This window comes from Paenarthrobacter sp. 10L420, assembly GCF_056395385.1.
Map to the genome: position 1 here is coordinate 71,606 of NZ_JBFTJK010000008.1, position 19,163 is coordinate 90,768.

Here is a 19,163-nt window from a genome sequence, read left to right on the forward strand (position 1 = left end):
GCCCTCACAGGCTCTGTAACGCAGGGAGGCTAGGATCAGACCATGATTCTGGCCTCCCTGATTTTTGCCCTGCTTGCGGCGTTGCTCCACGTGTACATCTTCACGATGGAGTCCATCACATGGACCAAGCCAGCCACGTGGAAGCGGTTCAGCGTCACGTCGCAGGCTGATGCCGAAACCACCAAGCCGCTCGCCTACAACCAGGGCTTCTACAATCTGTTCCTGGCCATTGGCGCACTGATAGGCATCATCGCAGTGGCCATGGGTGCACCCCAGGTTGGCTGGACCCTCGTATTCAGCTGCTGCGGTTCCATGCTCCTTGCGGCGCTGGTGCTCGCAGCGAGCGGCAAAAAGTACCTGCACCCTGCGGTTCTCCAGGGGACAACGCCGTTGCTCGCCGTCGTGCTTGGCGTGCTGGCTTTGGCGCTGGGCTAGAGCCGGCGGGGCCGATGCGCCTTAGTGCTCCGGCGGGCCACTCTGCGCTGCGGCCTGGTCCATATAGACAACCTCCCAGTGGTGGCCGTCAAGGTCGCGGAACGCCCTGCTGTACATGAACCCGAGGTCCTTGGGATCATACGTCTCGGAACCTCCGGCTTCCACCGCCTTAGTGGCCAGGGCATCAACACCTTCGCGGCTGTCGGCGGAGATGGCAACAATTGCCCCGGCCGAGTTCCGGGTGTCCGCGATGGGCTGATCAGTGAACTGACTGAACTTGTCGTGCGTCAGGAGCATTGTGTAGATGGTGTCGCCGAAGACGACGCAAGCCGCTGTCTCATCGGTGAAGTTTGGATTGATGGAGTAGCCAAGGGCCGTGTAGAAGGCCTTGGACGCCTCGAGGTCGCTGACGGGCAGGTTCACGAAAATGGACGTAGTCATGGGTTTGATCCTGCCGGTGTTTCGTCATCCCGTCCAGAGCACGGCAGGCAGTTGTGGATAACGGACAGAGGCCGCCGACAGATTTGTGGCCATCGACTCAGGATGTGGCGTGTTGAGGTTCTATGGCCCTCTACCGCATCAATGAGCGCACTGCGCTGAACAAGGACCGGGTTGTACGTCGGGTCCATTGTTCTTTAAACAGTGCGATGAGCTGCTGCTCATCTGACACTAGACTATCTTTTTCTCCGTACTCGTTGTCACTTCGGCTGTTAGCACCTGCCAACGCCACGACCGCTGGTCCCCACGGCACCCGGGGCGGACAATGGAGTCAACACGCAGGGGCGTGTATTTGTAGGGAGGGCCATGCAGCGGGCAAAGCCGGTTCCGCCTCCCGCCAGCCGGAGCGCGGCTGTGCCGGGAGCTTCGGCTGTGGGACCGCAACCGGCTGTGCAGCCGCAACCGACTGTGCAGCGTGATCCAGCAATCGACCTTGTCCGCTTCATCTGCCTGCTTCTGGTGGTCGCAGCCCACTGCATGATGGTCAGTCCCGTTCTGCACAGGGACGGGAAAGTCACCACGGAAAACACGCTCATGGAGCAAGGCTGGTTCACGCCGGTGGTTTGGGTGCTCATGATCGTCCCGTTGTTCTTTGTCCTGGGCGGTGTCACTGGGTTGCAGTCGTGGCGACGCCTGAAAGCACGCGGCGGCACAGGCTTCGACTTCGCCCAGCTGCGACTCCTTCGCCTGGTCCGCCCCGCCATGGCCCTGCTCGCCCTGATGTGGGCGGGGCTTTGGGCGGCACTGCTCCTCGGCGTTGATCCACAGGTGATCCAGTTGATGACCACTGGTGCCGCAATGCCCCTCTGGTTCCTGGCCGCCTACCTCACAGCCCAGGTCAGCATCCCGCTCATGGCCAGGCTCCACCAACGTGCCCCGCTACCGACATTGGCCGTCCTCGTAGCGCTGATCATTACCGTCGACTCCCTCCGCGGCGCCGTCCCGGTTCTTGCCTTCGTCAATATGGTGTTTGTTTGGTGCGCAGTCCAGCAGCTTGGCTTCCTCATGGCCGACGGCTTTTTTGAGCGTCGCAGCAGAACCTGGCTGGTAGGGGCGATCCTGGTCAGTAATGTGTTGCTCGGGCTGGTGACCGGTGTCGGCGTATATCCGGGCAACATGGTGGTGAACATCAACCCACCCAATCTTTGCCTGCTTCTGCTGGCCATTTCACAGACTGCCACGCTCCAACTTCTGGGCAAAGGCATACGCTGGATCGCCTCTGTGCGTTGGGTCCAGACGATCATCGCGGTGGCGGGCCGCCGGTCCATGACCGTTTACCTCTGGCATCTTCCTCTCCTGGTGGGCATGTCCGGACTCCTCTTGCTCGCCGACTTCCCCAAACCGGCCGCGGGCACAGCGGAATGGTGGTGGGCACGCATCCCCGTCTTCTTCGCCGTCATAGCCCTGCTGCTGCCGGTGGTGCTGCTCCTTGGCCGCCTCGAGAACCGTCCGACGGCGGCCAGCCACGCCCGGGGTCCCTCACGCACCGCTGTGGTGACCGCCGCCGTCGTGGTCCTTATCCCCGTTGCCGATGCCGCCTTCAACGGTCTGACGCTGGCGCTCCTGGGCGGGGGAGCTGCCTGCTTCGCGCTCGCAGTCCTGCTGCTTGGCAGGGTCCCGACGCCGGTGCTGCCGCTGTCCGGGCCGGACGGGACGCCAACGCCCGGGGTAAAGCGGTCCACATTGCCAGCGCAGGGTTTACGTGCCAATCTCGAATCATGACCGAGCACACTGAATCATTGGCAGACTCGTTCCGCGCTGGCGTCACCACAGTTCGAAACGACAAATTCCATCGCTATGAACTCCGCGTAGACGGGGAGTTGGCGGTGATTTCCCAATTCATCGATAGGCCCGGTCACATCGATTTCACCCATACCGAGACAAAGTCGCAGTTCAAAGGCCAGGGGCTGGCCAAGGTGCTGGCACATTTTGCCTTGGACGATGTGGTGGCATCCGGTAAGCGCATCATTCCGCATTGCCCGTACATCGCGTCATACCTGCAGAAGCATGAGGGCTACGAGCAGGACGTCGACTGGCCTGCCGAGAAGCCCGTAGGCGAACCGGAAAACGAGTAGGGTTTCCGGGTCTCTTTGGACGCCTGCAGGGCCGCTGATAATGGACGCCTCCCAACTGAATAGTGCACCTTCCTGCCGGATCGTGTCGCTGAAATTGCGAGTAATTTAACCCCCTAGTCGTAAGTACCCTGCGATTCAAGTCATCCCGGAATTTGCTGTCACACTGGGTTTATGGGGAGCGATTTTGATACTGGTTCCAGCGGCGGAACCATCACCGCTGGACCAGTCACTGATCAGGTAATAATTGCGATGGTCCGTGGAGGCGACACCGATGCCTTCGACTCGTTGTACCGGCGGCATTTGGCTGCTGCGCAATACGTTGCGCGGGCGAATACTGATAACCCGAGTGACGCCGACGACATCGTTGCCGAGGCATTCGCATCAGTGTTCCAGGCCCTTAGCAGCGGCAAAGGACCGCGGGAGTTCTTTCGCGCCTACCTGCTGACAGTCGTGCAGCGGACGGCGCATGCACGGAACCGGAAAGCAAGGCTCACCCAGTCTGCCCCTGACGACGCCATGCTGGATACGGCCGTCGTCGATGCTGATCCCATCCTGAAGGAATTCGAATCCTCGGCCGTGGCGGCGGCGTTCAAGTCGCTGCCGGAACGTTGGCAAGCGGTGCTCTGGCATGTGGACATTGAGGGCATGAAGCCCGCAGCTGCTGCGCCGTTCATCGGTATCAGCCCCAATGGAGTGTCGTCTCTGCTCATACGGGCAAGGGAGGGACTGCGTCAGGCTTATTTGCAAAACCACGTGGTGGTGGCTCCGGACGATGAGTGTTCGGAGTATTCCGGCCAATTGGGCAAATATGCACGGAACGCCCTGAAACGGACTTCGCACGAAAAGGTCACTGCGCATCTGGAGACGTGCTCAAAGTGCACTGCACTGCTGTTTGAACTCAACCACATCCAAGGGGCCATGCGGGCGGCTCTCTTCCCCCTGGTGACCGGCATCGTGTTGACGCCTGGCGCGGTTGCGGGATTGCTCTCAGCATCGAACTCTTCCGCCCTCACAGGGGAAGGCCCGGCAACCGTTCGATCCCTCGGTCACGTGTTGAAGGTTGCTGCTGCTGCGGCGGTTGCTGCAGGGGTGGCGATTTTTGGTCTGGTCGCGTGGTTCGGGCAGTCCGGTGCCCAGGTCAATAACGCCGGCGATGCTCCAAGCACCTCCGCGTCACCCTCGGCATCCAGCCCCACGGCGTCCAGCCCCACAAGGGACGCACCCATCATGCCGTCCCCAGCTCAGCCAGCGGTTCAGTTGCCGCAACCTTTTGTACGTGAAGAGGTTCGGTCGCATCCTGTGTCCGAGGAAATAGCCAAGCAGCGGGCAGCAGTTGTCACGAACTCCGGGACAGTGTCCTCAACCACCGAGGCCACGCCTTCAACGGCTGCCCCGTCACCGACGGTCGACGCTGTTTTTGGCATGGAAGCTGGGGGCGGAGTACTCGAGCGCGATATCAGTGTGGGCTTTTCACTTCTGGGAGGCCCGGCATCAGGTTCCGGTGAAACAACCTTCAGCTTGCCGGAGAATGCCACCTTCATCCCGGGGAAATTCTCGGCACCGACCGGATGGTCGTGCTCAGATCCTGCTGCGGACCATCGGTTGATCCGCTGCGCCACGGCGTCCATCGAACCGGCCAACTTGGCATTCAAGATGGGCGTTTCCCTTGGGAATCCGGAAGTTGGCAGCACGTTGAGCTATCGATTCGGCGGTCAACACGTCCTTACCAAGTCCTTCGCCAACGGCTTTCACTAGGCGCTTGCGGTTTCCAAAACTTTTTCTATTTTCTCCGTCACGATTCGGCGTTGGCCAACACTAAGAGGCTGACAATATCTGTGCGCATCGGCTTCCTTGGAAGCGGAAGCACCAAGCGCAGCTGCCTGGGACTTGAGCCTGGGGCGCTTGGGGACGATGGAAAGATAAGCAACAGCCGTGAAGAATTCTCTCCTGGCCAGAACCTTGGTGATACTTCTCTCCACCCTTACCGCTGCTTCAGCGCTGGGCGGCCTTCAACTTTCTCCTGCGCAGGCGGTAACGCCATCAAAGCCACCTACCCCGTCAACATCCTCGACGCCCGATGCTACGCAGCCTGGCACTGTAGTGTTCTCGGAGAATTTCGAGCACGGTAGCCCCAACTCCGCCCTGGGTGCGCAGTCCTACTCCGCTCCCGGGTCAAAGCATTATGTTGGCAAGGGCGGCCAGTCGTACACAGGTTCTCCAGCTTGGATCGACGCCTCCAGGTGCAATGGCGTTATCCTGAGCTACCGGAATTCGACCACGCCCAGATGGGCGCAGTCCGGAACGGCGGCCGAAGGCAATGACAACAGGTGTGCCGAGCTCGCGGATATTCGCAGCTATCAGTACATGCGCATGTTGGCCTTGGCCATGGGTCAACAGTTCACCCCAGCTTCTCCCAGTACAAATCACGTCAACAGCTCATACACTGAATGCCCGTCCAGCAGTTCCAGCGGGTCGGCGTGCGATGCCATCCCGTCCGGTCCCACGGATGGAGTCATGTTCAGGACGGCGAGCCCCATCCCGGTGACCGCGGGTCACTATTACACTTTTGGCCTGAATACGGCGTACATGAATTGCGGCCTGGCTGCGGGCGATCCATCCTATCAATTCGCCACGGTTGATAGTGCTGGGGCGGTCACAGCCATCGGGAATCCACTTAACGGGTGCCAAACCTCGGACGATCCCAACGTGGAGTCCTTCCAGCAACAAGTGACCAGCGATGTCGGCGGAACTCCAGGAACCGTCACCAGGACCGTCAACATCAACTCGATGACGTCGAACACGGCGATCCAAGCCACCGGAAACTCCCTGTCGCTTGAAATGTGGAACAACAATGGCACCACCAACGGGAACGATGGCGCCTTTGACGATGTGCGCCTGATGGACGTGACTCCGCAATTGAAGCAATCCTTCACACCCTCAGTGGTGGGCCCCGGCGGGATATCCACCCTCACCCTCACTGTCACCAATACCAGCGAGCTCAACGCGAAGCATGACTGGTCCATCAACCAGGCGCTTCCTTCCGGACTGACGATCGCCGGAGATCCGAACGTCGGGGGTACGTGCGTTCAGGTTCCCGGAACCGATCCATTCCTTCGTTTGGCAGATGCCGGCAGGGGAAGTCTCTCGATCTCCGGCGGCGATCTCCGTCGGGGTCAGGCCTCGTGCACCGTTGAGGTGGATGTGACGGTGGCAGCCGAGGGCACGTATTCCAGCGCATCCACGGACATTGCAACAAACTTGAACGCACCCGCTCAGGCGTCCCTCGTGGTCCGGGCTCCCCGGATCACGCTGGGCAAAGCGCTGACCACCGCCCGCGCTGCCGTCTCGGACCAATTCACCATGGAGATCCGTGCGGGGTCTCCTACCGGTCCCGTGGTAAATGCCATCAATCACTCCACTACCTCAGGGTCTGTGGCAGACATCGCCGCTGGTAGTGGTGTCACAGGTCAGACTACGGCCAATGCAGGCACTACCTACTACCTCATGGAAGCGGGCGGCATCCCGTCCAATTACCTCCGGAGCATCACCTGTACGGACGCGGCTGGCCTGCAACCGAATTTGCCTGCGGGAGCAGCGGTTGACCGGCCGTTTGCACTTACACCCGTCGCTGGCGCAGACATCAACTGCATTCTGGCTGGCACCGCTGCGTCACTTCCAGGCCTCGGGTTTACTCATGGCGCTGATGCCTCCGCCATCCACTCGCCGGCGCAGGCGGGGGATGTGATTCGCTACAGCTTTGGGGCAACGAACAGTGGAAACGTGCCATTGAGGGATGTGGTCATCAACAACACCCTTGCCGGACTTCCGGAATTGGCATACTCGTGGCCCGGAATCCCAGGCCAACTGCTACCGGGTCAAACACTGACCGCTGTTGCTGCTTACAGGATCACCCAAGCAGATCTCGACGCCGGTAAGGTCGCCAACTCGGCTACCCTCGCTGGCGTTCCAGGCGCCGGCGGCCTCACGGCCTCGTTGCCGGTGGCCACGGATACACTGTTGTCGCCGGATGCACGCCTTGAATTCTCCACTACTGCAGATGCCTCTGCGGTGGGAGATCCAGCTCAGGTGGGCCAGGTCATCACATATAACTTCACTGCGAAGAACGCCGGAAACGCCGCCCTCAAGGCCGTCTCCATTGAGGATCAGGTGCCTGGACGCGGGCAACTGGCCTACGCGTGGCCCGGAGTCGCCGGTGAACTGCTGCCCGGCGAAACTGTGACTGCTTCGGCAAGCTACAAACTCACGTGGTGGGACGTCAAAGCAGGCACCATCACTAATGTGGCAACAGCTATGGGGACGTCGTCGGCAGGCGGGCGGGTAACAACGCATCCTGCCACAACGGCAATAGCATTCCCGCAGACAGGGCAGAAGGAGACTGCGGAGGCTTTCCAACGGCTGGCAGTTCAATCAGAACGAGAGGCCTCTTCGCGCGCCGTTCCGAATGCGTCCGTCTCGAAACAGCCCGGGGAGCAAGGTCAGCCCGGCGAGTCCGTGACCGCTACCAATTCATCGGCTGCAGCATTGGCTAACACGGGAGTCACTCTAACCTTGCTGCCGGTTGCTGTCCTGATCCTTTCCGGTCTGGTCCTGTTCGTGATGGGACGCCGCAAAGCTGTCCGGAGTCAGGTGCACGTCTAGGTACTGGAGCGTTTCTTCTGCCACTGCCAGGCGTGCCAGAACAGGAGGGCGGCTGTTACCAGGATGGTCCCTGGAATCACGTAGGGCACGGACTGCAGGACCATGAAATTTACCTGGGCTGAAGGACTTGGCGCCGTCGGACCGGTCATTGCCGCGACGGCGTCGAAAGCCCAGAAGCAAAACCACACCAACCCAGCGTCCAGCACCCAAAGGGCCACGACGAAGGGGTTCACGAGAACTCGCCTTCGCCCCCGTTCAGGGGCTTCCGGGTCGTGTGGACTTACTGCCCGCACCGCATTCCCGTGTTCATCGATCTCGCGGAAACCGATCCGTTCATGTACGTCGTCAGCCACTGGTCCCCCAACCGAAGAGTTTTCTGTGCCGTTGACTCTACAGCTCTCGCCCAAGAGCCGGGGTATTTTCCACGGGGCCAGCTTCCAACAAAAGTCAATGACGCGTCCTCTTCCCCCACATTCGGCGAAAATACGGGCATCAGGCGAAATAGATCACAAAAGTTTGACGAAAAGGTAAGCCTAAGTAAGGCTTACCTTGCTAACTAGCGCCCAATGATGGAAGGAAGCTGACGTGACGTCACCAAGTCTCGAAGAGCGGATCGCTCAGGAGCAGGACTTTGGCTCCAAGGTGGAGCTGGCCCTCGCTGCCACAAACCAGCTGTTCAACGCACGAAATTCGCCCAGCTATGTGGCGCAGGTTCTTCAGGGAGTCAACGCTGTCTCCACCAAAGTCCAGCGCACCGCCCGGCCGTTTACCGGCGTCGGGCATGCAGAACTCAGGGCCAGGGTTGGTGCGATCGATCTTGAACGTCCGCTGCCGGATATGGCTGCTGCCCTGGAGGAGCTTGACGAGCTCTACCTCAAGGACGCGATCTACTTCCACGATTCCCGTTACGCGGCGCACCTGAACTGCCCGGTGGTCATTCCCGCTTTGGTTGGTGAAGCTGTGCTTTCGGCCATGAATTCCTCCATGGACACGTGGGACCAGAGTGCCGGCGCCACCATGATCGAGCGCCGGCTCATCGATTGGACTGCCGAGCGGATTGGTTTTGACGCCGCCGCGGATGGTGTCTTCACCTCCGGTGGGAGCCAGTCCAACTTCCAGGCGCTGCTGATCGCCCGCAACCACGCCGTGGCCAAGCTCCATGCCACGAATGGCGACGCCCGCCTGCCACACCTTCTGGACCGCCTCCGGATTTTCACGTCTGCAGACAGCCACTTCAGCATCCAGAAGTCCGCTTCCATGCTCGGGCTCGGTTTCGACGCCGTCGTCTCCGTGCCCACCGCTGACGATCACCGCATGGATCGCACCGCACTTGCGGCTGCTTTGGCGGAAGCCCGCGACGCCGGCCTGGTACCCATGGCGGTCGTGGCCACTGCCGGGACTACCGACTTCGGCTCAGTCGATCCGCTCTCCGAACTGGCGGCCTTGGTGCGGGCCTATGATTCCTGGCTGCATGTCGACGCAGCTTACGGCGGAGGCCTCATCGTCTCTGGCCGTTACCGCCACCTCCTGAACGGTATCCACCTTGCCGACTCCGTCACCGTCGACTTCCACAAGACCTTCTTCCAGCCTGTCAGCTCCAGCGCGGTCCTGGTCCGCAACGGCTCCATGATGCGCCACGTCACCTACTACGCGGACTACCTGAATCCGGAGAGCGCCGCGAAGGCTGAAATTCCCAATCAGGTGGACAAGAGCATCCAGACCACCCGCCGCTTCGATGCCCTGAAGCTGTGGCTCACCTTGCGCATCATGGGCGCCGACGCCATTGGTGCGCTGTTCGACGAAGCAATCGACCTCGCCGGCCGTGTGGGAACCCTGTTGGTGGATGACGCCGACTTCGAACTCGCCGCCACACCCCAGTTGAGCACTTTGGTATTCCGCTACCGTCCGGCCGTTGACGGCGTGACCTTGGACGAGGATGCCTCAGACGTCATCAACCCTGCCATCCGGGCAGCAATCTTCGCTTCGGGCGAAGCCGTGGTTGCCGGCACCAAGGTGGCTGGCCGCCACTACCTCAAATTCACCCTTCTCAACGCCGAGGCGTCCCTGAGGGACATCGAGGAAATCATCGAACTTATCCGCCGGACGGGCGCCAGCCTGCTCGCGACCACCACGGAGGCTGCAGCGTGAGCACCCCGGACAACAGCAGGATTTACGACGTCGCTGGCATCGGCGTCGGGCCCTTCAATCTGGGCCTCGCCGCGCTAAGTGAGCCGCTTGAAGGCCTGGACTGCGTCTTCCTTGAACGTCGCGAATCCTTCGACTGGCACCCCGGCATGATGCTGGAGCCCGCGCACCTGCAGGTCCCGTTCATGGCTGACCTCGTCACCCTGGCCGATCCGACGTCGCCTTACTCGTTCCTGAACTTCCTGAAGCAGACCGGCCGCTTGTACCGCTTCTATATCCGCGAGAACTTCTACCCGCTGCGCGCGGAATACAACCAGTACTGCCAGTGGGTGGCCGGCCAACTGGAGTCGGTCTGTTTTAGCACAGATGTGCTGGATGTGGCGTACGACGACGGCGTGTACCGCCTTTCGGTGCAGGGTCCGGAAGGCGCTGAGGTTCTTCACGCCCGGAAGTTGATCCTGGGAACAGGCACCTCGCCGTATGTTCCGGACTCCTGTGCAGGGATTGTGGACGGCGGTGGACTTGTCCTCCACAACGCCGAGTACCTGTCGAGGAAGAGTGAGCTGCAGTCCAAGCGCAGCATCACCATCGTCGGCGGCGGCCAGAGTGCCGCGGAGCTTTACTACGAACTCCTTCAGGAAATCGACGTGTACGGCTACCAGCTCAACTGGGTGACCCGCTCGGACCGCTTCTTCCCCTTGGAGTACACCAAGCTCACCCTTGAAATGACCTCGCCGGAGTACGTGGACTACTTCCACTCACTGCCGGGGGAGCAGCGCGATTCCCTGATCAAGAGCCAGAAGAACCTGTACAAGGGCATCAACTCGGACCTGATCGACGACATCTACGATCTCCTGTACACCAAGAGCCTCTCCGGCATGGTGGACACTCAGCTGCACACCCACTCGTCGCTAACAGCCGCTGAATGGGACCCGGCCACGGGCATTCACACACTGCAGTTGCACCACGAAGAACACGGCCGCGATTACAGCCTGGAGTCCGAAGCCGTGGTTCTCGCCACCGGTTACACCTACAAGGAGCCCGCCGTCCTGGCCGGCATCCAGGACCGGATCCGCCGCGACGCCAAGGGCCGCTTCGACGTCGAACGAAACTATGGAACCGGCGTCGAACCCGGTGAAATCTTCGTCCAGAACGCCGAGCTTCACACCCACGGATTCGTCACGCCGGACCTTGGCATGGCTGCCTACCGCAACTCCTGCATCCTGCGGGAAATCACCGGCCGTGAGGTCTATCCGATCGAGCGGAGCATCGCGTTCCAGCAGTTCGGCGCGCCAGCCCCAGTTGCTTCAACAGCTCCGAACACCGTGGGGGCCGCTGTATGAGCTTCACCTTCCGACCGGTCGACCCCGTAGCGGATGCACCTGTCCTCCACAGCTGGGTCAGTCAGGAGTATGCACGGTTCTGGGGCATGGTTTCGGCAACCGAGCAGGACGTTGTGGAGGAGTACTCGCGAATCGTCGAATCAGGTCACCATCAGGTGTTCCTGGGGCTCGACGACGGCGTGCCCGCCTTCCTCATGGAGCGGTATCGTCCCGAGTCGTCGCCTTTGGCAGACGTTTACGAGGTCCAGAGCGGCGATGTGGGTATGCACCTCCTGGTGTCTCCGCCCAGTGGCGAGCCGCGGCCCGGCTACACCACAGCCGTCATGCAGTCCGTCATGGCCGAACTGTTCGCCGACCCCGCAACCCGGCGGGTCGTCGTCGAGCCTGACGCCCGCAACCACAAAATCCATGTGCTGAACGAGAAGGTGGGCTTCCGCCCGCATGGAGTGGTGACCCTTCCCGCCGTCGATCCTGCCGAAGACCACAAGCAGGGGCTCCTGAGCTTCTGCACGCGCGAGGATTTCCTCGCAACCCTGACCCCGATTCTGGCCGCGCCTGCCGCGGCGACCAGAGGAGATTCCCTGTGACCACTACCGCTGAAACTTCCCTCCACGAGGTAACCGAGCCTGTATCCCACCTGACTCCGGAGCGTTGGGCCGTGGCCAACAGGCACTTGATCCGAAAAGCCATTGCCGAGTTCTCGCACGAGCGGATCCTGGTACCGGAGCTGATCCGTGAGGAGGACGGCGGCGTCGGACTGTACAAGGTTGTCAGCGACGACGGCACCGTTGAGTACCGCTTCCGTGCGCGACTCTTGGCGCTTGAACACTGGTCCGTCTTCCCGGAATCCATTGCCCGAATCCGCGATGGTGCCCAGCTGCCGCTGGATGCGTTGGACTTCATCACCGAGTTCCACGAGGCGCTGGCCATTCGCCAGGAGATGCTGCCCGTCTACCTCGAGGAAATCAGCAGCACGTTGGCCAGCCACGCCTACAAGCAGGGCAAGACTTTTTGCTCCGGCGAGTTGGCGGCGGGCATCACCCGCGGCTCGGACCCGTCGGCCGATTTCCAGGCGATCGAGCACAGCATGACCGAGGGCCATCCGTGCTTCGTTGCCAACAACGGCCGGTTGGGTTTTGGCATTGCCGATTACCATGCGTTCGCGCCGGAAACCGGTGCGGTGGTGAAGCTTCAGTGGATCGCTGTGCATCGCAGCAAAGCCGTTTTTACGTCGAGCGCAGGGTTGGATTACAGGACGCATTTTGAGGCCGAACTTGGAGCTGCAACGCTGTCATGGTTCAACGCGGGACTTGCCGCCTCCGGCCTTGATCCTGAGGACTACGTGCTCATGCCGGTCCACCCGTGGCAGTGGGACAACAAGCTCACCGTGACGTTCGCGGCAGAAATCGCCAAACGCCACATCGTGAACCTGGGCAGCGGCGAGGACTCCTATCAGGCGCAGCAGTCCATCCGAACGTTTTTCAATACCACGTCACCGGAGAAGGCGTACGTCAAGACGGCCTTGTCCGTGCTGAACATGGGCTTTATGCGCGGTCTTTCTCCTCAGTACATGAAGGCAACGCCGGCCATCAACGATTGGCTGCAGGAACTGATCGGCAATGACCAGGAGCTCCAGAACCGGGGCTTGGCCATGATCCGTGAAACGGCGGCCATCGGTTACCACAACCACTACTACCAAGCTGCTTCGGTCAAGGGCTCGCCGTACCGGAAAATGCTCTCGGCCCTGTGGAGGGAAAGTCCTCTCACGCTGCTTAAAGAAGGCCAGCAGTTGGCCACCATGGCGTCTTTGTTGCACGTGGATTCCTCCGGCGCGTCAGTGGTCTCAGCCCTGATTCAGCGCTCCGGGTTGGTTCCAACTCAGTGGCTGCGCCGCTACTTCGAGGCATACCTCGTTCCGTTGGTCCACTGCCTCTACGAGTATGAGCTCGCGTTCATGCCTCATGGCGAGAATGTCATCCTGATCCTCGAGGACGGTGTGCCGGTACGGGCGATCATGAAGGATATCGCGGAGGAAGTCGTGGTCATGGGGGACCGGCTGGACTTGCCCGAGAAAGTCTCCCGCATCAAGGCTGAGATCCCTGCCGAGGAAATGGTCCTCGCGATCTTCACTGACGTGTTCGACTGCATCTTCCGTTTCCTCGGGGCCATCCTTGTGGAGCACGGGATGCTGCGTGAAGACGAGTTCTGGGGGACTGCCGCCGCCGTGGTTCGCGAATATCAGGAACGGCATCCGGAACTAGCGGACCAATTCGCTATGCATGATCTGTTCGCTGCGGACTTCGAGTTGTCCTGCCTTAACAGGCTGCAGTTGCGGAACAACCAGCAGATGCTCGATATCTCGGATCCGTCCGGTGGACTGCAGATGGCTGGCCGGTTGGTCAACCCCCTGGCAAAGTTCGCTTAAGCGGAAAATTGGCGGAGGCGCCGCCGGGAAAAATTGCTTCATCCGGCGGCGCCTCCTCATGACTGGCTGCCTGATCCGACCCCAGGCAGCTGCCACGCCTATGTAGTACGAGTTGCCACTGAATCGTGTTGCGAAAATGGGCACGACTTCGCGACATTTCCTAATTCCGTGTCATTCCTTTTATCAGGCTGACCGTCTATAGCGGAGGCCTGCCATGGCCCGGTCGCACTCAGCTCGGGAGCTGGGAAGATCCAAAAATTCCAGGAGCGTGCGCCGCCCAATGCCCTCGTGTAGCCGGTCAATGAGTTGCAGACAGCGAAACAACGCCTTGTAGCTCTCCCGCTTGCGGGTCATCAACGTGTGAATGCTGCCGCGATGGTAGGCGGCAGTGGCGTCCACTGCCGCTAATTCGCCTCGGCATATGTTTCCCATTTCCGCCAACATGTCCCAATTAAGCAGTTTGCCGCCCTCAGACCATCCGAGGTGCAGGGTTGCTATCGTGTGGCTTCTCCGCCCGGCGCTGCGGCCGAGCGACATTTCATGGATCAGCCTTTCGAAGTGCGCCATGGTTGCAAGCCCTGTATAGACGTCGGTGCAGGAGAACGGTTCAAGACGTTCATTTTCCATTGCCCATCCCTCGACGAGATCCCGCATGGAGCCGTCATCAGCCGGCACGCCTGCCGCTTCGAAAAAGGCACTGAAATCCTGCATGGTTTCGCGGACTCCAACGCCGTGATAAGCACGGGACGCCCCGAGATTCTTGGCAGACATTTGCAGCTCACCACCCTCCGCTTGGGTCTTCAGCATGTCCTCGACTTCAGGAACGAGCCAATCACCCGGGAATAGCCATCCGGCTTGCTCACTACGTTGTCGCCAGCGCCCACGGAGCTGTAAGGACCTGCTTTCGATTTTCAGATGAGCGCGTTGATCTTTCATGTCCAATGAGTGCCATTGAGCGCCAAGTCATGACGCAATTTCGTCCAAATACTGGACATCGTTCTCCCTTGGACATGGTTCCATCCGCGGCCAGAAAAAGTTTTCGTTTTTTGCGGCATGAACTTTTCCCACGCCGCACTCATTGACTGGAGACCAACCCTGCCGGACGCAAATGGATGGTCTCTCTTGATGTAACTGTCTTGCTCGTCGGTTGAGGGGTCGACCGGGTCACTGTTCTTTGGAAGGAACCCCTTGAAGTATCCGGTTGGGAAGATTACGGCGTTCGTTGCCGCGTTGATGATGGTCCTGGGAGGGCTTTCATTCGGGACGCTGGGCTTCGGGACACCGGCTCAGGCTTACGAGATCGCGACCGCCCCGGCGACCCTCAATGGTCCCGGTACTGTCGCCACACTTTCCATGCCTGGGTCTGGTCTGACCACCACCTATGGCCAGTCGGGTTATACCTACATGGTGGGCCGATCAACGATCGGCAGCCGTGGATATGTGGCCTCTGATTTCTCACAAAACGTAGGAACCGGGGCCCCTGCTGTTGAATTCGCCACCCACGCAGTCAATAATTGCGCGGCAACCGGCCCCTGTAGCGGCTTGGGGACCGTCACGATCGCGTTCAGCCAGCCGGTGAGGAATCCCGTGCTCAACATCGCTGGCCTCGGCGGAGAGGTCGACTTGGATGAAACTGACAACGGGAGTGTCGACCGACAATCCCAGTTGAGCGCCGTCCTTAACCTCGCAACCCCAGGCCTGACGATGACCAAGCTGTCGGGTGGCAACCTTTCGGTGGCAAACAACGCCATCACTACTAGCAACAACAATGCCGGAACGGCGTGTAATACGAGTGTGCAGACCGGCACACCCGACCCTGTCGACGCACAGGCTACGGCAGGATGTGGATCGGTCCGCATCAACGGCATCGTGACCACGTTGACTTTCAACATCAGCAGCGTCTTCATTCCAGTCAGCAGCACGATGCCCGGTTACACCGACAACGACATCACACACATCGGAGACCACAACCAGGACAACTTCGTCATTGCGATGAGCGCTCTGCAGGATTTCGGTGATGCTCCCGCCAGTTATGACCAAGGCAGTGCTGCCCGGGCTGTTCTGTCGGACGTGACTCTTGGGCCGAACGTCACTGAGGACAACGCGACGGTTGCCAACGGCACCGCCTCGCCGAATGCGGGTCTGACGGCGGCCCAGGACCTGATGGACGACGGCGTGGTGCTGGCTCCGATGGTGCAGGGTGCTACCAGCTACTCGACAACGGTGGCGATCAGCGGGGCCAGTAAAGCAGGCATGACCTGTGGGTGGATTGATTTCAACAAGGACGGGATTTTCAATAACACTGCCGAGCGCGCCTGCGCTTCCTTCTTGGCGGGTGCCACGACCGCCACACTGACCTGGACGTCGATCGCTCCCGTGACTGCGGGGACGACGTATGCGCGGTTCCGGATCGGCTACGCCACCGCCCAGGTCCAGCTCCCGATCGGACCCTCCGATTCCGGCGAAGTGGAGGATTACATCTTCACGGTCGCTCCGGCCGCTGCTCCGGCGATCACGCTGGTGAAGACGGTGAACAAGACCACCCTGGTGGCCGGTGAAACCGCCACGTACACGTTCGTGGCGAAAAACACGGGCAACGTGACGCTGACCTCGGTGGTCATCACCGAGACCCAGTTCTCCGGAACCGGCACGATGTCCGCCCTGTCCTACACCTGGCCGGGCCTTCCCGGGATTCTTTTGCCGGGGCAGTCCGTGACCGCGACCGCGACATATGTGGTCACGGCGCCGGATGTCACCACGGGGTTGTTGACCAACACGGCGAAGGTCACCGGAAACCCGCCCCTGGGTTTGCCCGTCACGGCGGTCGATGACGCGCAGGTCACCGCACCGGCGGCGTGGAAGATCAAAAAGACCGCCACGGTCAACGGGGCTGTTCCCGCGAACGGGTCCGTCACCCCGGGGCAGACCATCGTGTACACGGTCACGGCGACCAGTATCAGCGGCACCATCACCGGGGTTGTGCTGAAGGACAACCTGGGGGAGGTCCTGGATGACGCGACGTTCGTGTCCGGGTCAGCGACCCTGGTGATCGGCACGGGAACACCGGTGGCGGTGGCCAACCCGGTGCCGCCCTCCACTCTGCTCACGACGGCGGCATTCACCCTGCCTGCCGGGCAGACCGCCACCCTGAAGTACAGCGTCGTGGTCAAGACCGGGGCGTGGAACAAGGAGCTTGTCAACATGGTGACGGGCACGGCGACCACCAGCCCGCCCCAGACGTGTGCACCAGGTTCCAGCGGGCCGGCTCCTGATTGCACCACCACGCACCGCACCCCGGGCAAGGTGTTGATCGAGAAGATCGGCGAGTCCTCCGGCGGCACCTGGGTGCCGATGGCCGGCTCCACCTGGGCCGTGCACGTGGACAACAACGGCGCCCCCGGCGCCCTCCTGGCCAGCCCGGCCGTCACCGCCGTGGCCGGGCAAACCGGCCGGTTCCAACTCGAAGGAATCCAGCCCGGAACGTACTGGCTGAAGGAAACCAAGGCACCGGCCGGGTTCAACCTGCTCGCCGAACCAGTGAAGTTCACCATCGCCACCACCGGTGCCCTCACCCTCGGCCAAGGCGCAGGCGGCGGGGTTGTGACCAGCACCGACGCTGACGGGGACGGGATTTTCCTGCTCACGGTCCGGGACGTGCCGGCACTGAAGTTGCCCGAGTCCGGCGGCATCGGCTGGTGGCCCTTCACCACCGCCGGATCCGTCCTGCTGGTCGGCGCCCTCTCACTGACCCTGGCCGGCAACCGCCGCCGCCGGAACGAGCCCATCACTACCTGACACCAGTCCATCACTACCCGGCACGAGCCTGTCGCTACCTGACATGAGCCGATCACTACCTGACACGAGTCGATCACTACCTAAGAAGAGTTCCCCCAGGCCCCGCGAGTGTTGCGGGGCCGGGCGGTACATGTCCATCTCCGAGTACCACCAGCATGAAAACCATCACGATGAAAGAGGAAACAAGTGAGTAATCACAACACCGGGCGGCTTTGGAAGACCGCCGCCGCTACGATCGCCGGGGCGGTGTTGGCGATGTCCTTCTCCGTGGCCCCGGCCTCGGCTGCGCCCCTGGTTGATGGGGACAAGACCGGTTCCATCACGGTCCATAAGTTCGAACGCCCCTCCACTCCGACGGGCCTGCCGCACAATGGCACGTCCGTGGACACCACCGGCCTGACACCATTGGCCGGTATCGAGTTCACGATCCAGCAGGTCAACACCATCGACCTCTCGACCAACGCCGGCTGGGACGCGGCCCACAACCTCTCGGGCGTGTTCGCCCCGGCCAACCCGGCGGGCTCGATCACCGGCGCCGGGTACACCCTGGGCGCTGCCCAGGCGAAGACCACCGACGCTGCCGGGACCGCCGGTTTCACCGCGTTGCCGGTAGGCCTGTACCTGGTGACCGAAACGAACTACCCCGCCGGTGTGACTCCGTCGGCACCGTTCCTGGTGTCCGTGCCGTTGACGGACCCGGATAACAAGGACAACTGGATCTACGACGTCCACGTCTACCCGAAGAACTCCGTTGCCGCGGCCGAGAAGACCGTCACGGACGCCCCTGACGTCAAACTCGGGGACCAGATCGACTTCACCATCACCGGTGACATCCCGAACGAAGCGGTCATCGATGGCTACAAAATCGTGGACGTCCTGGACCCGAAACTGACCTACGTCGGCGCGTCCGCGACCCTCGTTGACGGCACGCCCATCACGGCCGGCACGGACTACACCGTGAGCTTCGACGCCGCGACCAACACCGTCTCAGTTGTTTTCACTACCGCCGGCCGGGCGAAACTGGCTGCACACACCGACACCCGTGTGCAGGTCATGGTCAACACCAAGGTCAACACCATCGGTGAGATCGAAAACGAAGCCCTCGTGTACCCGAACGCTGCCAGCTTCACTACCACCCCGGGCCAGCCCGGCGGCCCGATCGTCACACCCCCGGTTGTGACCAAGTGGGGCGAAATGACGCTGCAGAAGGTCAACGAGAACGGTGCAGCCCTTGCCGGTGCCGCGTTCTCCGTCTACACCAACGAAGCCGACGCGAAGGCCGGGACGAACCCGGTTGACCTCAACGGCCAGACGGTCTTCACCGTCGCCGCTGACGGCACGCTGACGATCTCGGGCCTGCGGTACTCCGACTGGGCCAACGGCGCAGCCGTGGCACCCGGAACCCCGGACTACCGCACGTACTACCTGGTAGAGACCACCGCCCCGGCAGGCTATGAACTGCTCGCCGAGCCGGTCTCCTTCCTGATCAACGCCGCCACCACCACGGTCGGTATCGACCTGAGCGTGAAGAACATCCCCTCCAACAGCGGCTTCCAGCTGCCGCTGACCGGTGGCGTGGGAACCGGCATTCTCTACGCAGCCGGTGCCCTCCTCGTCGTCGGCGCAGCCCTGATGTTCGTCCGCAACCGCCGCACCAGCAACAACTAACACCAACACCACCGCAACCGGTAGCACCACTAACTGGTAGCAACACTGCGGGGGCCGCTACCCGCGGCCCCCGCAGTGACCCCAAGTGGGGAAGAACGCCAACCACGCGCTCTTCCCCAC

The 19,163-nt window shown here is 61.4% G+C and carries 14 protein-coding genes; 11 read left to right on the plus strand and 3 right to left on the minus strand.

Annotated elements, in window-relative coordinates; translation table 11 throughout:
- The first annotated feature begins 42 nt into the window (after nucleotides 1–42).
- A complete protein-coding gene (locus AC1DD5_RS13675) occupies nucleotides 43–435 on the plus strand; it encodes a DUF1304 domain-containing protein (RefSeq protein WP_477521779.1) in 393 nt (130 codons plus the stop codon).
- Nucleotides 436–456: 21 nt separating this feature from the next.
- Here the strand turns inward: AC1DD5_RS13675 and AC1DD5_RS13680 are convergent, their stop codons facing one another.
- Nucleotides 457–876 (minus strand): VOC family protein, encoded by a 420-nt coding sequence (locus tag AC1DD5_RS13680; RefSeq protein WP_477521780.1) that lies wholly within the window; start codon nucleotides 874–876, stop codon nucleotides 457–459.
- Between the two features lie 363 nt (nucleotides 877–1,239).
- Here AC1DD5_RS13680 and AC1DD5_RS13685 point away from each other — a divergent pair, with 363 nt between their 5' ends.
- From AC1DD5_RS13685 to AC1DD5_RS13700, 4 genes are all read left to right on the plus strand, one after another.
- Nucleotides 1,240–2,655, plus strand: a complete 1,416-nt coding sequence (locus tag AC1DD5_RS13685) for an acyltransferase family protein (protein ID WP_477521781.1) — start codon at nucleotides 1,240–1,242, stop codon at nucleotides 2,653–2,655.
- The gene (locus tag AC1DD5_RS13690) at nucleotides 2,652–3,008 is read left to right on the plus strand and encodes a GNAT family N-acetyltransferase (protein WP_477517886.1); all 357 of its coding nucleotides are present in this window, start codon (nucleotides 2,652–2,654) and stop codon (nucleotides 3,006–3,008) included. The genes AC1DD5_RS13685 and AC1DD5_RS13690 overlap by 4 nt, the downstream gene beginning before the upstream one ends.
- A 171-nt stretch (nucleotides 3,009–3,179) precedes the next feature.
- Nucleotides 3,180–4,763, plus strand: coding sequence for a sigma-70 family RNA polymerase sigma factor (locus tag AC1DD5_RS13695; RefSeq protein WP_477521782.1), 1,584 nt, complete (start codon nucleotides 3,180–3,182; stop codon nucleotides 4,761–4,763).
- A gap of 177 nt (nucleotides 4,764–4,940) precedes the next feature.
- Nucleotides 4,941–7,667, plus strand: a complete 2,727-nt coding sequence (locus tag AC1DD5_RS13700) for a DUF7507 domain-containing protein (RefSeq protein ID WP_477521783.1) — start codon at nucleotides 4,941–4,943, stop codon at nucleotides 7,665–7,667.
- On the opposite strand, the gene AC1DD5_RS13705 is transcribed toward AC1DD5_RS13700, so the two are convergent.
- Nucleotides 7,664–8,020: a hypothetical protein gene (locus AC1DD5_RS13705; RefSeq protein ID WP_442016297.1), complete on the minus strand. Its 357-nt coding sequence runs from the start codon at nucleotides 8,018–8,020 to the stop codon at nucleotides 7,664–7,666. The two genes, AC1DD5_RS13700 and AC1DD5_RS13705, sit on opposite strands and share 4 nt — an antisense overlap.
- A 232-nt stretch (nucleotides 8,021–8,252) precedes the next feature.
- On the opposite strand from AC1DD5_RS13705, the gene AC1DD5_RS13710 reads away from it, so the two are divergent.
- The 4 genes from AC1DD5_RS13710 to AC1DD5_RS13725 are packed head-to-tail and all read left to right on the plus strand — an operon-like array spanning nucleotide 8,253 to nucleotide 13,580.
- Nucleotides 8,253–9,815 (plus strand): pyridoxal phosphate-dependent decarboxylase family protein, encoded by a 1,563-nt coding sequence (locus AC1DD5_RS13710; RefSeq protein WP_477521784.1) that lies wholly within the window; start codon nucleotides 8,253–8,255, stop codon nucleotides 9,813–9,815.
- Nucleotides 9,812–11,155, plus strand: a complete 1,344-nt coding sequence (locus AC1DD5_RS13715; protein ID WP_477521785.1) for a lysine N(6)-hydroxylase/L-ornithine N(5)-oxygenase family protein — start codon at nucleotides 9,812–9,814, stop codon at nucleotides 11,153–11,155. The genes AC1DD5_RS13710 and AC1DD5_RS13715 overlap by 4 nt, the downstream gene beginning before the upstream one ends.
- Nucleotides 11,152–11,742, plus strand: coding sequence for a GNAT family N-acetyltransferase (locus AC1DD5_RS13720; RefSeq protein ID WP_477521786.1), 591 nt, complete (start codon nucleotides 11,152–11,154; stop codon nucleotides 11,740–11,742). Before AC1DD5_RS13715 ends, AC1DD5_RS13720 begins: the two co-directional genes overlap by 4 nt.
- Nucleotides 11,739–13,580 carry an IucA/IucC family protein gene (locus tag AC1DD5_RS13725; RefSeq protein WP_477521787.1) on the plus strand — a complete coding sequence of 614 codons (1,842 nt, stop codon included), beginning with the start codon at nucleotides 11,739–11,741 and terminating at the stop codon, nucleotides 13,578–13,580. The genes AC1DD5_RS13720 and AC1DD5_RS13725 overlap by 4 nt, the downstream gene beginning before the upstream one ends.
- Before the next feature lie 183 nt (nucleotides 13,581–13,763).
- Here AC1DD5_RS13725 and AC1DD5_RS13730 read toward each other — a convergent pair whose 3' ends face one another.
- Nucleotides 13,764–14,387: a hypothetical protein gene (locus AC1DD5_RS13730; RefSeq protein ID WP_477521788.1), complete on the minus strand. Its 624-nt coding sequence runs from the start codon at nucleotides 14,385–14,387 to the stop codon at nucleotides 13,764–13,766.
- Between the two features lie 381 nt (nucleotides 14,388–14,768).
- Here AC1DD5_RS13730 and AC1DD5_RS13735 point away from each other — a divergent pair, with 381 nt between their 5' ends.
- Together AC1DD5_RS13735 and AC1DD5_RS13740 are read left to right on the plus strand one after the other, a co-directional pair.
- Nucleotides 14,769–17,375: a DUF7507 domain-containing protein gene (locus AC1DD5_RS13735; RefSeq protein WP_477521789.1), complete on the plus strand. Its 2,607-nt coding sequence runs from the start codon at nucleotides 14,769–14,771 to the stop codon at nucleotides 17,373–17,375.
- A gap of 186 nt (nucleotides 17,376–17,561) precedes the next feature.
- Entirely contained in the window at nucleotides 17,562–19,043 is a 1,482-nt protein-coding gene (locus AC1DD5_RS13740; protein ID WP_477521790.1) for a SpaH/EbpB family LPXTG-anchored major pilin, read from the plus strand.
- Nucleotides 19,044–19,163: the final 120 nt, after the last annotated feature.

Coding starts and splice junctions, on each gene's coding strand:
- AC1DD5_RS13675 (WP_477521779.1), top strand. CDS start 43: ATGATTCTGGCCTCCCTGATTTTTGCCCTGCTTGCGGCGTTGCTCCAC.
- AC1DD5_RS13680 (WP_477521780.1), bottom strand. CDS start 876: ATGACTACGTCCATTTTCGTGAACCTGCCCGTCAGCGACCTCGAGGCG.
- AC1DD5_RS13730 (WP_477521788.1), bottom strand. CDS start 14,387: ATGCTGAAGACCCAAGCGGAGGGTGGTGAGCTGCAAATGTCTGCCAAG.
- AC1DD5_RS13685 (WP_477521781.1), top strand. CDS start 1,240: ATGCAGCGGGCAAAGCCGGTTCCGCCTCCCGCCAGCCGGAGCGCGGCT.
- AC1DD5_RS13720 (WP_477521786.1), top strand. CDS start 11,152: ATGAGCTTCACCTTCCGACCGGTCGACCCCGTAGCGGATGCACCTGTC.
- AC1DD5_RS13695 (WP_477521782.1), top strand. CDS start 3,180: ATGGGGAGCGATTTTGATACTGGTTCCAGCGGCGGAACCATCACCGCT.
- AC1DD5_RS13690 (WP_477517886.1), top strand. CDS start 2,652: ATGACCGAGCACACTGAATCATTGGCAGACTCGTTCCGCGCTGGCGTC.